The organism is Stenotrophomonas sp. WZN-1 (assembly GCF_002192255.1).
Lineage (GTDB): Bacteria > Pseudomonadota > Gammaproteobacteria > Xanthomonadales > Xanthomonadaceae > Stenotrophomonas.
The window spans coordinates 203875-224284 of the sequence record NZ_CP021768.1; the positions used below are offsets into that span (position 1 = coordinate 203875).

The window sequence follows — 20410 nt, forward strand, 5'->3', positions numbered from 1 at the left end:
CACCCCCAGTGACTGGCGACCGATTCCTGCCGTTGCCTGCGCAGGCTAGGATCGGGGTTCACCTATGTGACCAAGGATCCGGATATGTCTCTCGCCCTTCGCCCGCGCGCTGCACTGCTGGCCGTCGCACTCAGCACCGCCCTGGGCACGCTTGCGCCTACCTCCGCGCTTGCCGCCAAGCCGGCGGCACCGGCCAAGGTCGATATCCCGTATGAGCAGTTCACCCTGCCCAACGGCCTGCGCGTGATCGTGCATACCGATCGCAAGGCGCCGATCGTCGCGGTCAACGTCTGGTACCACGTGGGCAGCAAGGACGAACCGGCCGGCCGTACCGGCTTTGCCCATCTGTTCGAGCACCTGATGTTCCAGGGCAGCGAAAACCACGACGGCGAATTCTTCGAACCGTTCAAGCAGGTCGGTGCCACCAACCAGAACGGCACCACCAATACCGACCGCACCAACTACTTCGAGAACGTGCCCACCACCGCGCTGGACATGGCGCTGTGGATGGAGTCGGACCGCATGGGCCATCTGGTCGGCGCGATCGACCAGGCGGCGCTGGACGAGCAGCGTGGCGTGGTGCAGAACGAGAAGCGCCAGGGCGAGAACCAGCCCTATGGCCAGGCCTGGGACCAGCTCAACAAGGCGCTGTATCCAGTTGGCCACCCGTACCACCACGGCGTGATCGGCTCGATGAACGATCTCAACGCGGCGTCGCTGGATGACGTGAAGACCTGGTTCCGCACCTGGTACGGCCCGAACAATGCGGTGCTGGTGCTGGCCGGTGACATCGACGTCGCCACCGCCAAGGAAAAGGTCGGCAAGTACTTCGGCAGCATTCCGGCCGGCCCGACCATGGCGCAGCCGGCCGTGAACGTGGCCAAGCGCAGCGCCGACACCCGCGAGACGATGACCGACAAGGTGCCGCAGGCGCGCATCTACCGCGCCTGGAACGTGCCGCAGGTCGGCACCACCGAGGTCGACCAGCTGCAGCTGTTCGCGCAGGTGCTGGGCGGCGCCAAGTCATCGCGCCTGAGCCAGCGCCTGCAGCACCAGGACAAGCTGGTGGACAGCATCGCGTCGGGCCTGTCGACCTCGCAGCTGGGTTCGAACTTCGTGATCATGGCGACGGTGAAGCAGGGTCAGGACCCGGCCAAGGTCGAGAAGATCATCGACGAGGAACTGGACCGGCTGATCAAGCAGGGCCCGACCGCGGCCGAGCTGGAGCGCGCCAAGACCGGCGCCCGCGCCGGCTTCATCCGTGGCATCGAGCGCATCGGTGGCTTCGGCGGCAAGGCCGATGCGCTGGCCGAGTGCGCGGTGTTCACCGGCGACCCGGGCTGCTTCCGCACCTCGCTGGCCAACATCGAGAAGGCCAGTGCCGCCGATCTGAGCCGCCTGGGCGCACAGTGGCTGGACAAGGGTAGCCACACCCTGGTGATCGCACCGGGTGAACGCGTGGCGCTGAAGGAAGACCCGAGCCAGGCGCCGAAGCCGTTCACCGTGCCGGCGGTGGACCCCAAGTACAGCACCCTGCCGGAGCAGGTCGACCGCAAGGCCGGCGTGCCGCAGACCCGCGAGTTCCCGCAGCTGAAGTTCCCGGCGCTGCAGCGCGCCACGCTGAAGAACGGCACCCAGGTGATCCTGGCCGAGCGCCACGAGATTCCGGTGGTGCAGTTCAGCTACCAGTTCCCGGGCGGCTTCAGCGCCGACCAGGGCCGCAAGCCGGGCACCGCCAACTTCACCATGAGCCTGATGACCGAAGGCGCAGGCAAGCTCGGCTCGCTGGCCTTCGCCGATGCCGCTGATGCACTGGGCGCCAGCCTGGATGCCTCGGCCGGCCTGGATTCGATGAGCGTGGACCTGTCGGCACTGAAGGAAAACCTGGCACCGTCGCTGGCGCTGTACCGCGACCTGCTGCGCGAGCCGCGCTTCGAGCAGGGCGAGATCGACCGGGTCAAGGCGAGCTGGATCGCCGGCATCCAGCAGGAGAAGGTCAACCCGGGTGCGGTGGCAATGCGCGTGCTGCCGCCGCTGCTGTACGGCAAGGGCCACCCGTATGCGATTCCGTTCACCGGCAGCGGCGACGAGGCGGCGATCAGCGGCCTGACCCGTGAGGACCTGGTCGACTTCCACCACGACTGGCTGCGCCCGCAGAACGGCACCCTGATCGTGGTCGGTGACACCACGCTGGCCGAGATCGTGCCGCTGCTGGACAAGCAGCTGGGCGACTGGAAGGCGACCGGCGACGCGCCGCAGGTGAAGGCAGCCACCGATGTCGTGCTGCCGAAGGGCCCGCGCGTGTTCCTGATCGACCAGCCGGGCGCGGTGCAGGCCAACCTGTTCGCCGGCCAGGTGGTGGCGCCGTCCAGTGCCACCAGCTCGACCCGCTTTGACATCGCCAACGGCGTGATCGGCGGTGACTTCACCTCGCGCCTGAACATGAACCTGCGCGAGGACAAGCACTGGTCGTATGGTGCACGCAGCAGCGCGATCAACTCGGTGGGCCAGCGCCCGTGGATAGCCAGCGCACCGGTGCAGATCGACAAGACCGGGCCCGCGATGGCGGAAATGCGCAAGGAGATTGCCGCGTTCGCCGATGGCAGCAAGCCGGCCACCGCCGCCGAGGTCAACCGCATCCGCAACATCCAGACCCTCAGCCTGCCCGGTGCCTACGAGACCGCCAGTGCGGTGGCGTCGACCATCGGTTCGATCGTGCAGTTCAAGCGTCCGGATGACTACGTGCTGCGTCGCAAGGCCGAGATCGAGGCGATGACCCCGGCGCAGGTGCAGCAGGCGGCCGCCGAAATCAAGCCGCAGGCGCTGACCTGGGTGGTGGTGGGTGACCTCAAGCAGACCGAAGCGGCCGTGCGCGCGCTGAACCTGGGCGAAGTGACGGTGATCGACGCCGAAGGCAATCCGGTCAAGAAGTAAGGTGATGTGCCTGCCCGCCCCGGCGAGCAGGCCGCCTGTGGTAGCGCCGGGCCATGCCCGGCGGTTTTTCGGCGGCCAGCGATGCCGCGCTGCGCGCTCGCCGGGCATGGCCCGGCGCTACCGCAGGTGGGGCCCGGCTACCCTCGATTCAGGCTGTTCAGGCAGAATCCCCCACATACCCTTCCAGGATCTGCCCATGCGCGTTCTGCTGCTTTCCTCCCTGCTGCTCACCGTCACTGCCTGTACCTGGGTGCCGATCGAACCGGCCGGCAAGGCGACCCGCGTGCTGCCGGCAGGCCCGGTTCCGGCCGGCTGCATCACCAAGGGCGAGGTGGTGGTCACCGTGAAGAGCAAGGTCGGTTTCTACAACCGCAACCCGCTGCGCGTGCAGGAAGAGCTGGAAACCCTGGCCCGCAACGAGGCCCCGAGCGCCGGCGCCAACGCCGTACAGGCCGCCGCCGCTCCCGCCGATGGCAGCCAGCGCTTCGCCGCTTTCCAGTGCCCGCCGCGCTGAACGCTTCACCATACGGCCAAGCCTGAATTCGTAAAGATGCGGTGAAGGCCCCGGGGGTTATAGAATAGCGCCCCCTTTTGCCTGAGCCTTGGCGCTAACCTCGATGCTCTTCAAGAATGTCTCGATCGCCGGCCTGGCACACGTTGATGCGCCGCATACGCTGACGACCAAGGAAATCAACGAGCGGCTGCAGCCGACGTTGGATCGCCTCGGTATCCGCACCGACGTGCTCGGCGATATCGCCGGCATCCATGCCCGCCGCCTGTGGGACAACGGTGTACTGGCGTCCGATGCCGCCACCATGGCCGGCCGCAAGGCGCTGGAAGACGCAGGCATCGATGCGACGCAGGTCGGCCTGCTGGTCAATACCTCGGTCAGCCGCGACTACCTGGAGCCGTCCACGGCCTCGATCGTGTCGGGCAACCTCGGCGTCAGCGACGAGTGCATGACCTTCGACGTCGCCAATGCCTGCCTGGCCTTCATCAACGGCATGGATATCGCGGCGCGCATGATCGAGCGCGGCGACATCGACTACGCGCTGGTGGTGGATGGCGAGACCGCCAACCTGGTGTACGAGAAGACCCTGGAGCGCATGACCGCCCCGGACGTCACCGCTGACGACTTCCGCAACGAGCTGGCCGCCCTGACCACCGGTTCGGGCGCCGCCGCGATGGTGATGGCGCGCTCGGAACTGGTGCCGGATGCGCCGCGCTACAAGGGTGGCGTGACCCGCTCGGCCACCGAGTGGAACCAGCTGTGCCTGGGCAACCTGGACCGCATGGTCACCGATACCCGGCTGCTGCTGATCGAAGGCATCAAGCTGGCCCAGAAGACCTTCACAGCCGCCAAGATCGCCTTGGGCTGGGCCGTGGAAGAGCTGGACCAGTTCGTGATCCACCAGGTCAGCCAGCCGCACACCGCTGCGTTCATCAAGAACTTCGGCATCGACCCGAAGAAGGTCATGACCATCTTCGGCGAGCACGGCAACATCGGCCCGGCCTCGGTGCCGATCGTGCTTAGCAAGCTCAAGCAGCTGGGCAAGCTGAAGAAGGGCGATCGCATCGCGCTGCTCGGCATCGGCTCGGGCCTGAACTGCTCGATGGCTGAAGTGGTCTGGTAAAAAAGTCACCGCTGACCTGCTGTGTGATTGCCTGGCCAATCGCTCGCGGCGGACAGCGATGATTTTTCCAAGTGTCCAAGGGCCGGTTCTACCGGCCCTTTCTACAGGTGCGATCCGATGTCCCAGCTTCCCGGTTACCCCGCCCACCCGCAGCGCTTCGAAGTGCGCCCGGGCCTGTCGATGAACTATCTCGACGAAGGCCCGCGCGACGGCGAAGTGGTGGTGATGGTGCACGGCAACCCGTCGTGGAGCTATTACTGGCGCACGTTGGTGGCCGGCCTGTCGGACACGTACCGCTGCATCGTGCCGGACCACATCGGCATGGGCCTGTCGGACAAGCCCGATGACAGCCGCTACGAGTACACGCTGCAGTCGCGCGTGGACGATCTCGACGCGCTGCTGAAGCACCTGGGCATCACCGGTCCGGTGACCCTGGCCGTGCACGACTGGGGCGGCATGATCGGCTTCGGCTGGGCGCTGTCGCACCACGACCAGGTGAAGCGCCTGGTGGTGCTCAACACCGCCGCGTTCCCGATGCCGGCGGCGAAGAAAATGCCGTGGCAGATCGCGCTGGGCCGCCACTGGAAGATCGGCGAGTGGATCATCCGCACCTTCAACGCGTTCTCGTCCGGCGCCTCGTGGCTGGGCGTGGAGCGGAAGATGCCGGCCGACGTGCGCCGCGCCTACGTGTCGCCGTACAACAGCTACGCCAACCGCATCAGCACCATCCGTTTCATGCAGGACATCCCGCTGTCGCCGGCCGACAAGGCGTGGTCGCTGCTGGAGCGTGCCGGCAAGGCGCTGCCGTCGTTCGCCGACCGCCCCGCCTTCCTCGGCTGGGGCCTGCGCGACTTCGTGTTCGACCACCACTTCCTGAAGGGTTTCCAGGCCGCGCTGCCGCAGGCCCAGGTGCATGCCTTCGAGGACGCCGGGCATTACGTGCTGGAAGACAAGCACGAAGTGCTTGTGCCGGAAATCCGCGCGTTCCTGGACAAGAACCCGATCTGAGGGGCGTGCCGACCAACGGTCGGCACCCACAGGGGGAAGGAATGGGTGGGTGCCGACCGTTGGTCGGCACGCCGGAAGGTTCATGAGGTTGCCGGCCAGCGGCCGGCACTACCCCTACGCCGCGACCGGCGCCTGCGGCGACGGACTGTTGCCGTTGTCGTCCGGATGATCGTCGTCATTGTCTGCGTCTTCGCGCCAGCGCCAGTCGGCCAGGGTCAGCGGGTCCAGGCCATAGGCGATGCGCGCCTTGTCGCACTGCGGGCTGGCCTTGCCGTACTCCCACGATGCATCCACCTCACGGCACACGCTGGGCCGGTTGGGGTGGATGGTGCAACGTGAGTACACACCGATCTGCGCATCCAGCGCCACGCAGCGCACCGGCTTGGAATGGGTGCCGCGCATGCACAGGCGGTGCGGGTCCAGCACCTCGGTCAGCTGGTGCGGCACGCCGCCGGGGGTGACCTCGTCTGATTCCATCCAATGGAAGGCCACGCGGTACTGGGTGCAGCAGGCGCCGCAGGTCATGCAGGGATGTTGCATGGGCAAGCCGCCTCGGGCGGCAGTCGGAATCGGGAACGAGGGTGCGGATTTTCCACGAAGTGGGCCGCCGCGCAAGAAATTCCGTAAGCGGCGACAATGAACGGATGAACCGACCCTGCAATATTGCCGCGCGCCTGCCTGAACTGGCGCGTGAACGCCCTGACCAGATCGCCATCCGCTGCCCGGGCCGCCGTGGCGCCGGCAACGGCATGGCCGCCTACGACGTAACCCTGGATTACCGCCAGCTGGACGCCCGCAGCGACGCCATGGCCGCCGGCCTGGCCGGCTACGGGATTGGCCGCGGGGTGCGCACGGTGGTGATGGTGCGCCCGTCGCCGGAGTTCTTCCTGTTGATGTTTGCCCTGTTCAAGCTGGGCGCGGTGCCGGTGCTGGTCGATCCGGGCATCGACAAACGCGCACTGAAGCAGTGCCTGGACGAGGCGCAGCCGGAGGCCTTCATCGGCATCCCTCTGGCGCATGTGGCGCGGTTGGTGCTGCGCTGGGCGCCCTCGGCGACCCGCCTGGTCACCGTCGGCCGCCGCCTCGGCTGGGGCGGGACCAGCCTGGCTGCGCTGGAGCGCGCCGGCGCCAACGGTGGGCCGATGCTGGCCGCCACGGATGGCGAGGACATGGCCGCGATCCTGTTCACCAGCGGCTCCACCGGCGTGCCCAAGGGCGTGGTCTACCGCCACCGCCACTTCGTCGGCCAGATCCAGCTGCTGGGCAGCGCCTTCGGCATGGAAGCGGGCGGGGTGGACCTGCCGACCTTCCCGCCGTTTGCCTTGTTCGACCCGGCGCTGGGCCTGACCTCGGTGATCCCGGACATGGACCCGACGCGGCCGGCGCAGGCCGACCCGGCACGCCTGCACGATGCCATCCAGCGCTTCGGCGTGACCCAGCTGTTCGGCTCGCCCGCATTGATGCGGGTGCTGGCCCGGCACGGCCGGCCGCTGCCGACGGTGACCCGGGTGACCTCGGCCGGTGCGCCGGTGCCGCCGGACGTGGTCGCCACCATCCGCAGCCTGCTGCCCGCCGATGCGCAGTTCTGGACCCCATACGGCGCAACCGAGTGCCTGCCGGTGGCGGTGGTGGAGGGACGCGAGCTGGAGCGTACCCGCGCGGCCACCGAGGCCGGCGCCGGCACCTGCGTGGGCAACGTGGTGGAGCCGAACGAGGTGCGCATCATCGCCATCGATGACGCACCGTTGGCCGACTGGTCGCAGGCCCGTGTGCTGGCTACCGGCGAGGTGGGCGAGATCACCGTGGCCGGGCCGACCGCTACCGACAGTTACTTCAACCGCCCGCAGGCCACCGCCGCCGCGAAGATCCGCGAGACGCTGGCCGATGGCAGCGCCCGCATCGTCCATCGCATGGGTGACGTGGGTTACTTCGATGCGCAGGGCCGCCTGTGGTTCTGCGGTCGCAAGACCCATCGCGTGGAAACCGCACAGGGGCCGCTGTACACCGAACAGGTCGAGCCGGTGTTCAACACCGTGCCCGGCGTGGCGCGCACGGCACTGGTTGGCGTTGGTCCGGCGGGTGCGCAGGTGCCGGTGCTGTGCGTGGAACTGCAGCGGGGCCAGAGCGACAGCCCGGCGTTGCGCGAGGCGCTGCGCGCCCAGGCCACCCTGCGATTGCCCGAGGCGAACCTGCAGCACGTACTGATGCATCCCGCGTTCCCCGTCGATATCCGTCACAACGCCAAGATCGGCCGCGAGAAGCTCGCCGTCTGGGCCAGCGCCGAACTGGAGAAGCGCGCATGAAGATCCTGGTCACCGGTGGTGGTGGTTTCCTTGGCCAGGCGCTGTGCCGCGGGCTGGTCGAACGTGGCCACCAGGTGCTGGCGTTCAACCGCAGCCACTACCCGGAACTGCAGGCGATGGGGGTGGGCCAGATCCGCGGCGATCTGGCCGATGCGCAGGCGGTGCTGCATGCGGTGGCCGGCGTCGATGCGGTGTTCCACAACGGCGCCAAGGCCGGCGCCTGGGGCAGCTATGACAGCTACCACCAGGCCAACGTGGTCGGCACCGACAACGTCATCGCCGCCTGCCGCGCGCACGGCATCAACCGCCTGGTCTACACCTCAACGCCCAGCGTGACCCACCGCGCCACGCATCCGGTGGAAGGCCTGGGGGCTGACGAGGTGCCATACGGCGAGGACTTCCAGGCACCTTATGCGGCGACCAAGGCAATCGCCGAACAGCGCGTGCTGGCCGCCAACGATGCGTCGCTGGCGACGGTGGCACTGCGCCCGCGCCTGATCTGGGGCCCGGGTGACCAGCAACTGGTGCCGCGCCTGGCAGAACGTGCGCGGCAGGGCCGCCTGCGGCTGGTCGGCGACGGCAACAACAAGGTCGACACCACCTATATCGACAACGCCGCGCTGGCGCATTTCCTCGCTTTCGAAGCGTTGGCACCGGGCGCTGCGTGTGCGGGGAAGGCCTACTTCATCTCCAACGGCGAGCCGCTGCCGATGCGCGAGCTGGTCAACAAGTTGCTGGCCGCGGTTGGCGCGCCGACGGTGGACAAGGCGATCAGCTTCAAGACCGCCTATCGCATCGGCGCGGCCTGCGAACGTCTGTGGCCGCTGCTGCGCCTGCGCGGCGAGCCGCCGTTGACCCGCTTCCTGGCCGAGCAGCTGTGCACGCCGCACTGGTACAGCATGGAACCGGCCCGCCGTGATTTCGGCTATGTGCCGCAGGTCAGCATCGAAGAAGGGCTGCGCAGGCTGAAGGCTTCATCTGCTGCATAGATCGCCATCACTGGTTGCACACCGCGGGAACGGGAGGATGGACCCACGCCATCCAAGGCTCGACCACCCGCGAGGAGCGCCATGCTGCACTACGCCATCATCTTCTTTGTCATCGCCATCATCGCCGCCGTTCTGGGTTTTTCCGGCATCGCCGGCGCCGCAACGAACATCGCCTGGATCCTGTTCGTGGTGTTCCTGATCCTTGCGGTGATCTCGATGTTCCGAAAGCGCGGCTAGACGACCGCAGGGTAGTGCCGGCCGCTGGCCGGCACTGTTCTTTCCGGCGGGTGCCGACCGTTGGTCGGCACGCCCCTTTTGTAGCGTCGAGCGTGGCTCGACTCTGCAGAGACAGCGAGCGCCGCTACACGGCGCTGTGCAATCCACGATCGGCTGCATGGCGTTCCTGCGCCAGCTCGATCAGGCGCGTGATCAGCGTGGTGTAATCCACGCCGCTGGCACCCCACAACTTCGGATACATGCTGATGCGGGTGAAGCCGGGCAGCGTGTTGACCTCGTTGATGACGATGTCGCCGCCCGCGGTGAGGAACACGTCCACGCGTGCCATGCCCGCACACTCCAGCGCCTGGTAGGCTTGCAGCGCGACCTGCTGGATGCACGCCTGGGTTGCAGCATCGATTTCCGCAGGTACGACCACTTCGGCGCCTGCTTCGTTGATGTACTTGGTGTCGTAGGCGTAGAACTCGTCGTGTACCACCACCTCGCCGCACAGGCTGGCCTGCGGATGTTCGTTGCCCAGCACCGCGCACTCGATCTCGCGGCCGACCACCGCCGATTCCACCAGCACCTTGTGGTCATAGCGCAGCGCCAGTTCGAGTGCCTCGGTGAAAGCCGCCGCATCCTTGACCTTGCTCACGCCCACCGACGAACCCTGGTTTGCCGGCTTCACGAACAGCGGCAGGCCGAGCTGCGCGATCACCGCATCGACATCGACCGCCGCCGCCTGGTGGCGACGAATGCACAGCCACGGCGCCACCCGCAGCCCGGCGTCGCGCAGCAGGCGCTTGGTCACGTCCTTGTCCATCGCCACCGCCGAGCCCAGCACCGACGAACCGACGAAGGGCAGGTTGGCCATGCGCAGCAGGCCCTGCAGCGCACCGTCCTCGCCCAGTGGCCCGTGCACGATGGGCAGCACCACGTCGATCTGTCCCAGTGCACTGGCCGCGTCGGAGGGCTGCAGCTGTGCCTGCTCGGCACCCGGGCGCACCGCCAGCGACTGGCCCGAGCGATGCAGCGCGATGCGCGACGGATCATCGGCATTGATCAGGAAGGTGTCCGGCTGGCTCAGATGCCACTGGCCCTGCTTGTCGATGCCGACCAGCACCGGCTCGAAGCGCTCGCGATCAAGCGCATCGAGGATGTTCTTCGCCGACTGCAGTGAAACCTCGTGTTCGGAGGACTTGCCCCCGAAGATGATGCCGACCCGGGTCCGTGCCATGGTGCTGCGATGTCCTGTGCGTTGCGTGGCCTCATAGCATGAACCTTCATCGGCCGTCCGCGTGAGGCACAGATGAACCAGAAATCCATCCACGCATCGCGTGGATCTACCGTGTCGACAAAGGTCGACACCCACCAACAGCAGCAGGAACCTGTCGAAGGTGGGGTGGGTCCGGTTGCGGGGGGGGGCCGCGGCATGGATGCCGCGGCCAAGCCCCCACGGATGGGTTTACGGCGTCCCCCGCGACCGGACCCACCCCGCCATCCCACGGAATGCATGCTGTTGGTGTTGAAGTTGCCGGCCAGCGGCCGGCACTACCGCGGGTGCCGGGCGGCAGCCCGGCCCAAGCCCCCCACCCGCGCAGGTAGAATGCGCACATGGCTCTCTCCCTGCTCAAGTCCCTCAAGCCGGTCGCTGGCCGCGCCCTGCAGATCGCCCTGAACCGCGCGCTGGCGCTGGATCCGGATACCCGCCATGCACTGGGCAGCCTCGATGGCCGGCACATCGACCTGACCCTGGAAGCACCGTCACTGGCGATGCGCATCAGCGTCGACGGCGACCAGCTGCGGGTCGGCCCGGTGGATGCGCAGGAAGCCGACCTGGCCGTGCGCAGCAGCCTGGCCGGCGTGCTGGCGCAACTGCCGCTGCTGGCCAACGCTCGGCGTGGCGACAACAACGGCAAGGGCCGCGTGCGGGTGGCCGGCGACGCCGAACTGGCGCGCCGCCTGCAGCAGTTGGCCAAGGGCTTCGACCCGGACTGGCAGCAGCCGTTCGTCAGCGTGTTCGGCGACGTGCTGGGCGTGCAGGTGGCCAACACCCTGCGCGGCGCCCTGCAGCACGCGCGCCAGGGCGCGATCGACCTGGCCCACAGCGCCGCCGAATTCATCACCGAGGAATCGCGCGACGTGGTGCCGCGCGCCGAACTGGATGCCTTCCACGATGACGTGGACGTGCTGCGCGATGACGTCGAACGTCTCGGCGCGCGCGTGCAGCGCCTGCGGGGTGCCGCATGAAGGCCGTGCTGCGGGCCAGCCGCATCGGCCGGGTGATCCTGCGTTACCGCCTCGACGACCTGCTGCAGGGCACGCCGGCCGAGCGCTGGCTGCGCCTGGCCAAACCGTTCGTGCCGCGTGCTTCGGCCGACATCGCCGTACAGTCGCGCGGTGCGCGCCTGCGCCTGGCGCTGCAGGATCTCGGCCCGATCTTCGTCAAGTTCGGCCAGATCCTGTCCACCCGCCGCGACCTGGTGCCGCCGGACGTGGCCAATGAACTGACCCTGCTGCAGGACCGGGTCAAGCCGTTCGACGGCGATACCGCGCGCCGCATCGTCGAGGAAGCACTTGGCCTGCCGGTCAGCGAGGCGTTCGCCAGCTTCGACACCGAACCGCTGGCCTCGGCCTCGATCGCGCAGGTGCATGCGGCCACGCTGGCCGATGGCCGCCAGGTGGTGGTCAAGGTGCTGCGCCCGGGCATCGAGAAGCAGATCGACGCCGACATCGCGTTGCTCAACTCGCTGGCCGCCCTGGTCGAGCGTACCCACCCGCGTGCCGACAAGATCCGCCCACGCGAAGTGGTGGCCGAAGTCGAGAACACCCTGGCCGCCGAGCTGGACCTGCAGCGCGAAGGCGCCAATGCCAGTGTGCTGCGCCGCTTCTGGGAAAACAGCGACGACCTGTACGTGCCGGAAGTGATCTGGAGCCATACCGCCGAGCGCGCGCTGACCCTGGAGCGCGTGTGGGGCATTCCGTCCGACGACATCGCCGCGCTGGACAAGGCGGGCATCGACCGCAAGGCACTGGCCGCCAAGGGCGTGCGGGTGTTCTACACGCAGGTGTTCCGCGACAACTTCTTCCATGCCGACGCGCACGCCGGCAACATCTGGGTCGACACCGATCCGTCGCGCCGTGCCAATCCGCGTTTCATCGCGCTGGACTTCGGCATCATGGGCCAGCTCTCGCAGGAAGATCAGTACTACCTGGCCGAGAACTTCATGGCGATCTTCAACCGCGATTACCGCCGCATCGCCGAACTGCATGTACAGGCGCGCTGGATGCCGGACAACGTGCGCATCGATGACCTGGAAGCGGCCGTGCGCTCGGTGTGCGAGCCGTACTTCACCCGTCCGCTGTCGCAGATCTCGCTGGCCGAAGTGCTGATGAAGCTGTTCCGCGTGGCGCAGCGCTACCAGCTGACCCTGCAGCCGCAGTTGATCCTGCTGCAGAAGACCCTGCTGAACATCGAAGGCGTCGGCCGCCAGCTCGATCCGCAGATCGACATCTGGGCGGTGGCCAAGCCGGTGCTGGCGAAGATCCTGCGCGAGCGCTACAGCCCGCGCCGGGTGGTACGCGAGATCGGCAAGCGCCTGCCGGAAATCATGACCCATGCGCCGGATATGCCGCGCCTGGTGCACGCCTGGCTGACCCAGCAGGTGGAAGGCCGGCATGAACTGGCGATGCGCTCGCGTGATCTGGTCGCACTCGATACCAGCGTGCAGCGCCTGCAGAAGCACGCGGTGGGTGCGATCACTGGTGTCGGCCTGCTGGCCATCGCCGCACTGATGTATGTTCTGCAGCCGCCGGGCTGGTACTGGGGCGACGTGCCGATGTGGAGCTGGGTTTCCGGTGCCGTCGGCGCGCTGGCGCTAGCGCGCGCGTGGTGGAAGTAAACCCCATGCTGAAGGCGCTGAAGGACGAGCTGGCGCGGTTCGGCGCCGAAAACGACGCGCGTGAATCCGAGCGTGGCCGCCGCATGCTCAACATCACGCCGGACACCGGTGAATTCCTGTCGGTGCTGGTGCGTTTCGGGCAGGCGCGGCGCGTGCTGGAGATCGGCACGTCCAATGGCTACTCCACGCTGTGGCTGGCCGAAGCGGCCGCCGCCGCCGACGGCCATGTGACCACGCTGGAATACGCCGAGGACAAGGTGGCGATGGCGCGTGCCACGTTCGCGCGCAGCGGGCTCGCCGGGCACATCACGCTGGTGCACGGCGATGCCGGGCAGTGGTTGGAGCAGGCCGCCGATGCCAGCATCGATCTGCTGTTCCTCGATTCGGACCGCGAACAATACGCCGGCTGGTGGCCGCAGCTGCGTCGCGTGCTGCGCCCCGGTGGCCTGCTGGTGGTGGACAACGCCACTTCGCATGCAGGACAGATGGAGCCGCTGCGTGCGCTGCTGGACGCTGATCCGGACTTCAGCACCAGCCTGGTGCCGGTGGGTAACGGCGAGCTTCTGGCCGTGCGCAACGCCTGACTGCGCTACAGGTAGGTGCCAACCTTGGTTGGCACGCTGTTGCCGGTCGCACAGCGCAGCCGAGCATGGCCTCGGCTCTACAGAAGGCAGGCCCTTATAATCCCGCGGTGAGCACCGAACCCGATACCCTCGCCGCGGTCGAGACCGACACCGCGCCCCTGCAGCTGCTGCACCTGGACGAGCGCCTGGCCGTGGTCAACAAGCCGGCCGGGCTGATGGTCCACGACAGCAAGCTGGCCCGTGGCGAGGATGATTTCCTGGCCGACCGCCTGCGCGAGCAGCTGGGGCGGCCGATCTTCCTGGTGCACCGCCTGGACCGCGCCACCAGTGGCTGCCTGCTGCTGGCCTTCGACCGCGAGACCGCCAGTGCGCTGGGCAAGGCGTTGATGGGCGGTGAAGTGGCCAAGGACTACCTGACGGTCTGCCGTGGCTGGCCGGCCGAGTCATCCTGGCGGGTGAACCATGATCTGGATGGTGGGCCGGGCAAGCCGGTGAAGAAGCCGGCGATCACCGATTTCCAGCGGCTGGCCACCGGCGAGCTGTCGGTGCCGGTCGGTGAATTCACCAGCTCACGCTACGCATTGCTGCGCTGCCAGCCGCAGACCGGGCGCTTCCGGCAGATCCGCCGGCACCTCAAGCATCTCTCGCACCACATGATCGGCGACACCAGCCACGGTGATGGGCGCCACAACCGCATCTTCCGCATGCAGGGCGTGCACCGCATGCTGCTGCACGCCGAGCGCCTGCGCTTTCCGCATCCGGAGGGCGGCAACGTGGATGTCAGTGCGCCGCTGGATCGCGAATTCCAGAAGGCGCTGGACCTGTTCGGCTGGCAGGTGGACTGAAGGTGGCGCCGGGCTGTGCCCGGCGGCGGCCTGATTCCCGTTGCGCTGGCATTGCCGGCCAGCGGCCGGCACTACCTCACTTCGCGGCCGGCACTACCTCACTTCTTTTCCGGCTCGTTGACGATCGCTTCCAGGTCTTTCTGCAGGTCCGCGAACAGCGGCTGCATGCGTGCCTGGATCGCCACCACCACGTTCTGCATCAGTGCCGGGGTCTTGTCCAGCAGGCTCTGGCCGGCCGGGCTCTCGTAGAACTCGGCCATCGCCAGTACGTCTTCCTTGCTGAAGGTCTTCTTGTACAGGTCCACGTACATCGGCCGCAGCTGCTGCCACGACATGGCCTGGCGCAGGGTCTGGCTGGTCCGGGCCTGGATCCGCTTCAGCTGTTCCTGCTGCTGGGCATTGAGCTGGCGCTGCGCGGCCACCTGCTGGAACTGCTGCTGCTGCATGGCTTCGATCTGCGGCACCATGGTGTCGATCATGCTCTGCGCACGCGAGGCCGACAGCAGGCGGTTGATGTCGCCGTCGGTCGGCGGGGCGGCCAGGGCCGGAACGCTGGCCACGGCCAGCGCCAGCAGCAGGGCGGCGCGGCGCAGCAGGGACGGCAGGGCGGGTGCGAAGCGGGTCATGCGGGGCTTCCTGCGGTACATGGGACGGCCAGCATACCCGCAGCCAAGGCGAAGGCGGCGTGTTCGGTACCTGATCGGCGGCATACGGGGCGCGATGCCGCACTCCGCCGCGTGCCTGCCGCTACAATGCGCGGATGGGCAGTGGACCGGTCACCATCAGCGCGCAGCTTGAAATCCCCGACGGCGAGATCGTCGAGCGGTTCGTGCGTGCCAGTGGCGCCGGTGGCCAGAACGTCAACAAGGTCTCCACCGCGGTGGAACTGCGTTTCGACGTGGCCAACTCGCCCTCGTTGCCCGAACCGTTGCGCGCGCGCCTGCTGGCGCGGCGTGACCGGCGCATGACCGGCGAAGGCGTGCTGGTCATCGACGCGCAACGTTTCCGCACCCAGGATCGCAATCGCGAGGATGCGCGCGAGCGGCTGGCGGCCTTCATCCAGGCCGGGCTGAGCGTGCCCAAACCGCGCAAGGCCACCAAGCCGACCCTCGGGTCGAAACTGCGTCGTCTGGACGCCAAACGCGGGCGCGCGCAGATCAAGCGCGGGCGCTCATCACGTGACTGGGAGTGATTGCTTGAACAACCCGACTTCGTTGCTGCCGGCCGTGCCGCCGCAGATGCCGCAGGTCAAACCCAACGCCTTCCTGCGCTGGCTGGCGCGCTGCACCCTGCGCATGGGCGGCTGGAAGGTGACCGGCACTCTGCCTGACATCCCCCGGCTGGTCTTCATCATCGCGCCGCACTCGTCCAACTGGGATGGCCTGTGGGGCATGGCGGCCAAGATCGCGCTGGGCATGAAGGTGAAGGTGCTGGGCAAGGCCTCGCTGTTCTGGTGGCCGCTGGGCCCGCTGCTGCACAAGCTGGGCGTGATCCCGCTGGATCGCAGCTCGCCGCAGGGCACAGTCGGCCAGGCGGTGGACCTGCTGCGCAACAACGAGAAGATGTGGTTCGCCATCACGCCCGAGGGCACCCGCAAGGCGGTGAAGGACTGGAAGGCCGGCTTCCTGAAGATCGCACGGATGGCCGACGTGCCGATCCTGGCCGCGTATTTCCACTATCCGGAAAAGACCATCGGCATCGGCCCGCTGTTCACGCCGACCGGCGACGACGCGGCCGACATGGCCGCCATCCGCGAGTTCTACCGGCCGTGGATCGGCAAGACCCGCGGCACGGTCTGAGCCGGCCGCAGGCCGCCGAATAGACGCCACGTCCGGCACATGCCGGGCGAGCGCGACAGGAGTAGGGTGGAGGGCTGGTATCCCGTACCGTCTGCCCAAGGAGTGTTTTACATGTCGCGTACCGTAGTCCTGGCCGCCGCCATCAGCTTGGCGCTGGCGGCCTGTTCCGGCAAGGAGTCCACCCCCGTGTCCGATGCCCAGAAAGCCCCGGCCCAGCAGCCGGCCGAAGCCTCCACCAATCCGCTGCTGAGTGCGAGCACGCTGCCGTTCCAGGCACCGCAGTTCGACAAGATCAAGGACAGCGACTACCTGCCGGCGTTCGAAGAAGGCATGCGCCAGCACCTGGCCGACGTGCGCAAGATCGCCGACAGCAGCGAGCCGGCGACCTTCGACAACACCATCGTGGCGATGGAGCGCAGCGGCGAGACGCTGAACCGCGTATCGCGCATCTTCTTCGGCCTGGTCCAGGCCGATACCAACGATGCGCGCCAGAAGATCCAGGAAGAGGTGGCGCCGAAACTGGCCGCGCACCAGGACGAGATCAACCTCGACCCGAAGCTGTTCGCGCGCGTGAAGTCGCTGTACGACCAGCGTGACACGCTGGAGCTGGATCCGGTGCAGAAGCGCCTGGTCGAGCATTACTACGACGGCCTGGTGCGCGCCGGTGCGCAGCTGTCCGACGCCGACAAGGCGACCCTGCGCAAGCTCAACGTGGAAGAGACCACCCTCTCCACCCAGTTCCATACCCGCTTGGTGGCCGCCACCGCTGCTGCTGCCGTCGTCGTCGACGACAAGGCCAAGCTGGCCGGCCTGGACGAGGACGCGATCAACAACGCTGCGGCGGCTGCCAAGGAGCGCAAGCTGGATGGCAAGTTCCTGCTGCCGCTGCAGAACACCACCCAGCAGCCGGTACTCGGCTCGCTGAGCGACCGCGACCAGCGTGCCGCCGTGCTGAAGGCCTCGGAAACCCGCGCCGAGCGCGGCGATGCCAACGACACCCGGCAGACTGTGCAGCGACTGGCCCAGCTGCGTGCGCAGAAGGCCAAGCTGCTCGGCTTCGACACCTTTGCCGATTACCAGCTGGGCGACCAGATGGCCAAGACCCCGGCCGCCGCGCTCAAGCTGCTGACCGACACCGTGCCGGCCGCCACCGCCAAGGCCCGCGCCGAAGCCGGCGAGATCCAGAAGGTGATCGACGCGCAGAAGGGTGGGTTCCAGGTTGCCGCTTCGGACTGGGACTTCTACGCCGAGCAGGTGCGCAAGGCCAAGTACGATCTGGACGAGTCGCAGGTCAAGCCGTACTTCGAACTGGACAACGTGCTGCAGAACGGCGTCTTCTACGCCGCCACCCAGCTGTACGGCATCACCTTCAAGCCGCGCACCGACATTCCGACCTACAACCCGGACATGAAGGTGTACGAAGTGTTCGACAAGGACGGCACCTCGCTGGCCCTGTTCTACACCGACTACTTCAAGCGTGACAGCAAGTCCGGCGGCGCCTGGATGGACGTGTTTGTTGAACAGGATGGCCTGACCGGTGCCAAGCCGGTGGTCTACAACGTCTGCAACTTCACCAAGCCGGCCGCCGGCCAGCCTGCGCTGATCAGCTTCGACGACGTCACCACCATGTTCCATGAGTTCGGCCACGCACTGCATGGCATGTTCTCGAACGTGAAGTACCCGTCGATTGCCGGCACCGCCACCTCGCGCGACTTCGTCGAGTTCCCCTCGCAGTTCAACGAGCACTGGGCGCTGGACCCGAAGGTCTTCGCCAACTACGCCAAGCACTACAAGACCGGCGAGGCGATGCCGCAGGAACTGGTCGACAAGATCCTCAAGGCACGCAGCTTCAACCAGGGCTACGCAACTACCGAGTACCTGTCGGCCGCGCTGCTCGACCTGGCCTGGCACACCCAGAAGGCCGATGCGCCGTTGCAGGATGTCGGCGCCTTTGAAGCCAGCGCGCTGAAGAAGTTCAAGGTCGACCTGCCGCAGGTGCCGCCGCGCTACCGCACCACCTATTTCGACCACATCTGGGGTGGCGGTTACTCGGCCGGTTACTACGCCTACTTCTGGGCCGAAGTGCTGGACCATGACGCCTACCAGTGGTTCACCGAGCACGGTGGCCTGACGGCGGCCAACGGCCAGGAATTCCGCGACAAGATCCTCTCGCGCGGCAACAGCGTGGAGCTGTCGACCCTGTACCGCGACTTCCGCGGCAAGGATCCGTCGGTGGAACCGCTGCTGAAGTTCCGCGGGCTGAAATAAGAAAGCGAGAACGGCGGGGGCAACCCCGCCGTTTTTCGTTGTGTAGCGTCGAGCATGGCTCGACGCTACACACGCGGTTTACGTGCCCACATGCACCCGGTTCGCCTGCTCGGCCAGGCCCAGGTGGTCCAGCGCGATATCCAGCGCCAGCACATAGCTCTGCGCGCCATACCCGGCGGCGATGCCCAGCCGCTGGCCGACGCCGGCCGGCAGGCACGGCTCGGCCACCGCGCCGTCGTCATGCACTTCCACGTAGGCGTTGTGCAGGTACGGCAGCAGGCGCTGCAGGCGCAGGCTGTTGGCACACGCGCCCGGGTCAAGCAGAGTCACCTCGCCGCGGCTGTGGTCGGCCACGCGCAGGGCGTCCAGCAGTTCCTGCTCCGAACCACAGGCACGGATCGCCACGCTGGTGCCGGCGTCGATCGCACGATGCACCAGCGACTTCAGCACCGGCGCCGGCAGGGGCATTGCCGTGCGGATCAGCGCACCGGCCGCTTCCGGGCCACGGATGATGAAGATCGACATGGCTCAGCCCTCCTGTGCCAGGCGGCGGCCGACAATGGCCAGCGACAACGGGTAACCGGCCTGCTGGCTGCGCTGGTCGACCACCACGGCGGCGGGGCCGTGCTGCAGGCGCAGGCGTGCATCCAGGCCGGGTTCGCTGGGAGCCTGAAGCTCGATGTACTGCGCCGGCAGCCGTTCCAGCGCCGCCTGCAGCGCGCCACCTTCGGCCTGCCATTGCGCCTCGTCGGCGGCGCCGACATCCAGCAGTACCCAGTCGGCCGAGCGCGCCTGCGGCTGGCACAGGCACTGGCGCACCTCGGACAGGCTGGCACAGTCGCTGCACAGCACGCGATGGCCGGCCAGCTGCGCCGGCAACTGCGGGCGCGGCGCCGACGAAGATGCGTGGCGGATCACCAGGAGGGTCATACAACACCTTGCGGAATGCGCCCTGTGGCGCGGTGGGCACACGATGCGCGTGCTGCACGTAAAGGTGCGATGCCCGCAGCCGGGCCGGGGCGTAAAACCTGCGTAACCCGTGCATCGGTAGCGCCGGGCCATGCCCGGCGGCGTGATGAAACGGCCGCGCTGTGCGCTCGCCGGGCGTGGCCCGGCGCTACCGGGAACCTCCTGCGTCCGGATGTGGTCTGATAGCGCTACTACTTATTCGGAGCCTGTCATGGATGCTGCTGCCCGTCCTCCCTTTTCCGAACGCGCGCTGGCCTGGCTGAAGAAGGAAGCGTTGCCGCTGCTGGTGATGCTCGGCCTGCTCGCCGCTGCCCGCGATACCCTGGCCAACCACTATGTGGTGCCCAGCGGCTCGATGCAGCCGACCCTGCAGCCCGGCGACCGGGTGGTGGTGGACATGCGTGCCTATGGCCTGCGCCTGCCGTTCACCGGCAAGGAACTGCTATCGACCGGCGTTCCGCAGCGCGGTGAAGTGGCGGTATTCGATTCACCGGCCGACGGCACCCGCCTGATCAAGCGCGTGGCGGCGGTGGCCGGTGACCATGTGCAGATGCGCGAGGGCCATCTGAGCATCAACGGCCAGCCGCTGCAGATCGCCGACCTGCAGGACGTGGAAGCCTTCGGCGAGCGCCGTGCCCGCCTCGACCTGGACATGGGCGGCGGTCCGGACATCGCCGATCTGGTGGTGCCGGCCGGCAAGGTGCTGGTGCTGGGTGACCACCGCGGCAACAGCTTCGATGGCCGCTTCTTCGGTTTCGTCGACGCCGACAAGCTCTACGGCCGCGCGGTCGCGGTCTATTACCGCCGTGGCGACGGTTTCGAGTGGCAGCGCCTGTAAGCTGAATTGATACTTCTTGTGTATCAATCCTGACCTATCAGGTTATGGATCGACTGGATCGGCGGGCCTAGTCTGAGGGCCGTTCCCTCCCATGCCCGGCCGTCCCCACCGGCCCATC

The 20410-nt window shown here is 67.6% G+C and carries 20 protein-coding genes; 15 read left to right on the plus strand and 5 right to left on the minus strand.

Features of this window, described 5'->3' with window-relative positions:
• The first annotated feature begins 84 nt into the window (after positions 1-84).
• The 4 genes from CCR98_RS00890 to CCR98_RS00905 all read left to right on the plus strand — a co-directional run bounded on the left by CCR98_RS00890 (position 85) and on the right by CCR98_RS00905 (position 5576).
• Positions 85-2934 carry a pitrilysin family protein gene (locus CCR98_RS00890; protein ID WP_087921158.1) on the plus strand — a complete coding sequence of 950 codons (2850 nt, stop codon included), beginning with the start codon at positions 85-87 and terminating at the stop codon, positions 2932-2934.
• Positions 2935-3130: 196 nt separating this feature from the next.
• A complete protein-coding gene (locus CCR98_RS00895; protein WP_087921159.1) occupies positions 3131-3448 on the plus strand; it encodes a DUF4156 domain-containing protein in 318 nt (105 codons plus the stop codon).
• A gap of 103 nt (positions 3449-3551) precedes the next feature.
• Positions 3552-4568 carry a 3-oxoacyl-ACP synthase III gene (locus CCR98_RS00900; RefSeq protein WP_014035559.1) on the plus strand — a complete coding sequence of 339 codons (1017 nt, stop codon included), beginning with the start codon at positions 3552-3554 and terminating at the stop codon, positions 4566-4568.
• Between the two features lie 117 nt (positions 4569-4685).
• A complete protein-coding gene (locus tag CCR98_RS00905) occupies positions 4686-5576 on the plus strand; it encodes an alpha/beta fold hydrolase (RefSeq protein WP_033835519.1) in 891 nt (296 codons plus the stop codon).
• A gap of 114 nt (positions 5577-5690) precedes the next feature.
• Here the strand turns inward: CCR98_RS00905 and CCR98_RS00910 are convergent, their stop codons facing one another.
• On the minus strand, positions 5691-6116 hold the full coding sequence (locus CCR98_RS00910; protein ID WP_087921160.1) for a YkgJ family cysteine cluster protein: 426 nt from the start codon (positions 6114-6116) through the stop codon (positions 5691-5693).
• 104 nt (positions 6117-6220) lie between these two features.
• On the opposite strand from CCR98_RS00910, the gene oleC reads away from it, so the two are divergent.
• The 3 genes from oleC (at position 6221) to CCR98_RS00925 (ending at position 9105) form a co-directional block, all read left to right on the plus strand.
• Positions 6221-7879 (plus strand): olefin beta-lactone synthetase, encoded by a 1659-nt coding sequence (gene oleC, locus CCR98_RS00915; RefSeq protein ID WP_087921161.1) that lies wholly within the window; start codon positions 6221-6223, stop codon positions 7877-7879.
• Positions 7876-8868, plus strand: a complete 993-nt coding sequence (oleD, locus tag CCR98_RS00920) for a 2-alkyl-3-oxoalkanoate reductase (protein WP_087921162.1) — start codon at positions 7876-7878, stop codon at positions 8866-8868. The genes oleC and oleD overlap by 4 nt, the downstream gene beginning before the upstream one ends.
• 81 nt (positions 8869-8949) lie before the next feature.
• On the plus strand, positions 8950-9105 hold the full coding sequence (locus CCR98_RS00925) for a DUF1328 domain-containing protein (protein WP_005407633.1): 156 nt from the start codon (positions 8950-8952) through the stop codon (positions 9103-9105).
• A gap of 124 nt (positions 9106-9229) precedes the next feature.
• Here the strand turns inward: CCR98_RS00925 and ddlA are convergent, their stop codons facing one another.
• A complete protein-coding gene (gene ddlA / locus CCR98_RS00930; protein WP_087921163.1) occupies positions 9230-10324 on the minus strand; it encodes a D-alanine--D-alanine ligase in 1095 nt (364 codons plus the stop codon).
• Between the two features lie 377 nt (positions 10325-10701).
• Here ddlA and CCR98_RS00935 point away from each other — a divergent pair, with 377 nt between their 5' ends.
• The 4 genes from CCR98_RS00935 (at position 10702) to CCR98_RS00950 (ending at position 14418) form a co-directional block, all read left to right on the plus strand.
• Positions 10702-11337 carry an SCP2 sterol-binding domain-containing protein gene (locus CCR98_RS00935; protein ID WP_087921164.1) on the plus strand — a complete coding sequence of 212 codons (636 nt, stop codon included), beginning with the start codon at positions 10702-10704 and terminating at the stop codon, positions 11335-11337.
• Positions 11334-12989 (plus strand): ubiquinone biosynthesis regulatory protein kinase UbiB, encoded by a 1656-nt coding sequence (ubiB, locus tag CCR98_RS00940; protein WP_087921165.1) that lies wholly within the window; start codon positions 11334-11336, stop codon positions 12987-12989. Before CCR98_RS00935 ends, ubiB begins: the two co-directional genes overlap by 4 nt.
• A 5-nt stretch (positions 12990-12994) precedes the next feature.
• Positions 12995-13573 carry an O-methyltransferase gene (locus CCR98_RS00945; RefSeq protein ID WP_087921166.1) on the plus strand — a complete coding sequence of 193 codons (579 nt, stop codon included), beginning with the start codon at positions 12995-12997 and terminating at the stop codon, positions 13571-13573.
• Positions 13574-13680: 107 nt separating this feature from the next.
• A complete protein-coding gene (locus CCR98_RS00950; RefSeq protein WP_087921167.1) occupies positions 13681-14418 on the plus strand; it encodes a pseudouridine synthase in 738 nt (245 codons plus the stop codon).
• A 98-nt stretch (positions 14419-14516) separates the two neighbouring features.
• Here the strand turns inward: CCR98_RS00950 and CCR98_RS00955 are convergent, their stop codons facing one another.
• Complete coding sequence (locus tag CCR98_RS00955) at positions 14517-15065, minus strand: DUF2059 domain-containing protein (RefSeq protein ID WP_170871738.1); 549 nt, start codon at positions 15063-15065, stop codon at positions 14517-14519.
• A 113-nt stretch (positions 15066-15178) separates the two neighbouring features.
• Between CCR98_RS00955 and arfB the strand changes: the two genes are divergently transcribed.
• From arfB to dcp, 3 genes are all read left to right on the plus strand, one after another.
• On the plus strand, positions 15179-15610 hold the full coding sequence (gene arfB / locus CCR98_RS00960; protein WP_005420755.1) for an alternative ribosome rescue aminoacyl-tRNA hydrolase ArfB: 432 nt from the start codon (positions 15179-15181) through the stop codon (positions 15608-15610).
• A 4-nt stretch (positions 15611-15614) separates the two neighbouring features.
• Positions 15615-16217: a lysophospholipid acyltransferase family protein gene (locus CCR98_RS00965; protein ID WP_032130468.1), complete on the plus strand. Its 603-nt coding sequence runs from the start codon at positions 15615-15617 to the stop codon at positions 16215-16217.
• 111 nt (positions 16218-16328) lie between these two features.
• Positions 16329-18485, plus strand: coding sequence for a peptidyl-dipeptidase Dcp (gene dcp / locus CCR98_RS00970; protein WP_087921168.1), 2157 nt, complete (start codon positions 16329-16331; stop codon positions 18483-18485).
• Positions 18486-18563: 78 nt separating this feature from the next.
• Here dcp and CCR98_RS00975 read toward each other — a convergent pair whose 3' ends face one another.
• Complete coding sequence (locus CCR98_RS00975; RefSeq protein ID WP_004153636.1) at positions 18564-19010, minus strand: 3-dehydroquinate dehydratase; 447 nt, start codon at positions 19008-19010, stop codon at positions 18564-18566.
• A 3-nt stretch (positions 19011-19013) separates the two neighbouring features.
• The gene (locus tag CCR98_RS00980) at positions 19014-19415 is read right to left on the minus strand and encodes a hypothetical protein (RefSeq protein ID WP_019661885.1); all 402 of its coding nucleotides are present in this window, start codon (positions 19413-19415) and stop codon (positions 19014-19016) included.
• Positions 19416-19665: 250 nt separating this feature from the next.
• Between CCR98_RS00980 and lepB the strand changes: the two genes are divergently transcribed.
• Complete coding sequence (gene lepB, locus CCR98_RS00985; protein WP_087921169.1) at positions 19666-20292, plus strand: signal peptidase I; 627 nt, start codon at positions 19666-19668, stop codon at positions 20290-20292.
• Positions 20293-20410: the final 118 nt, after the last annotated feature.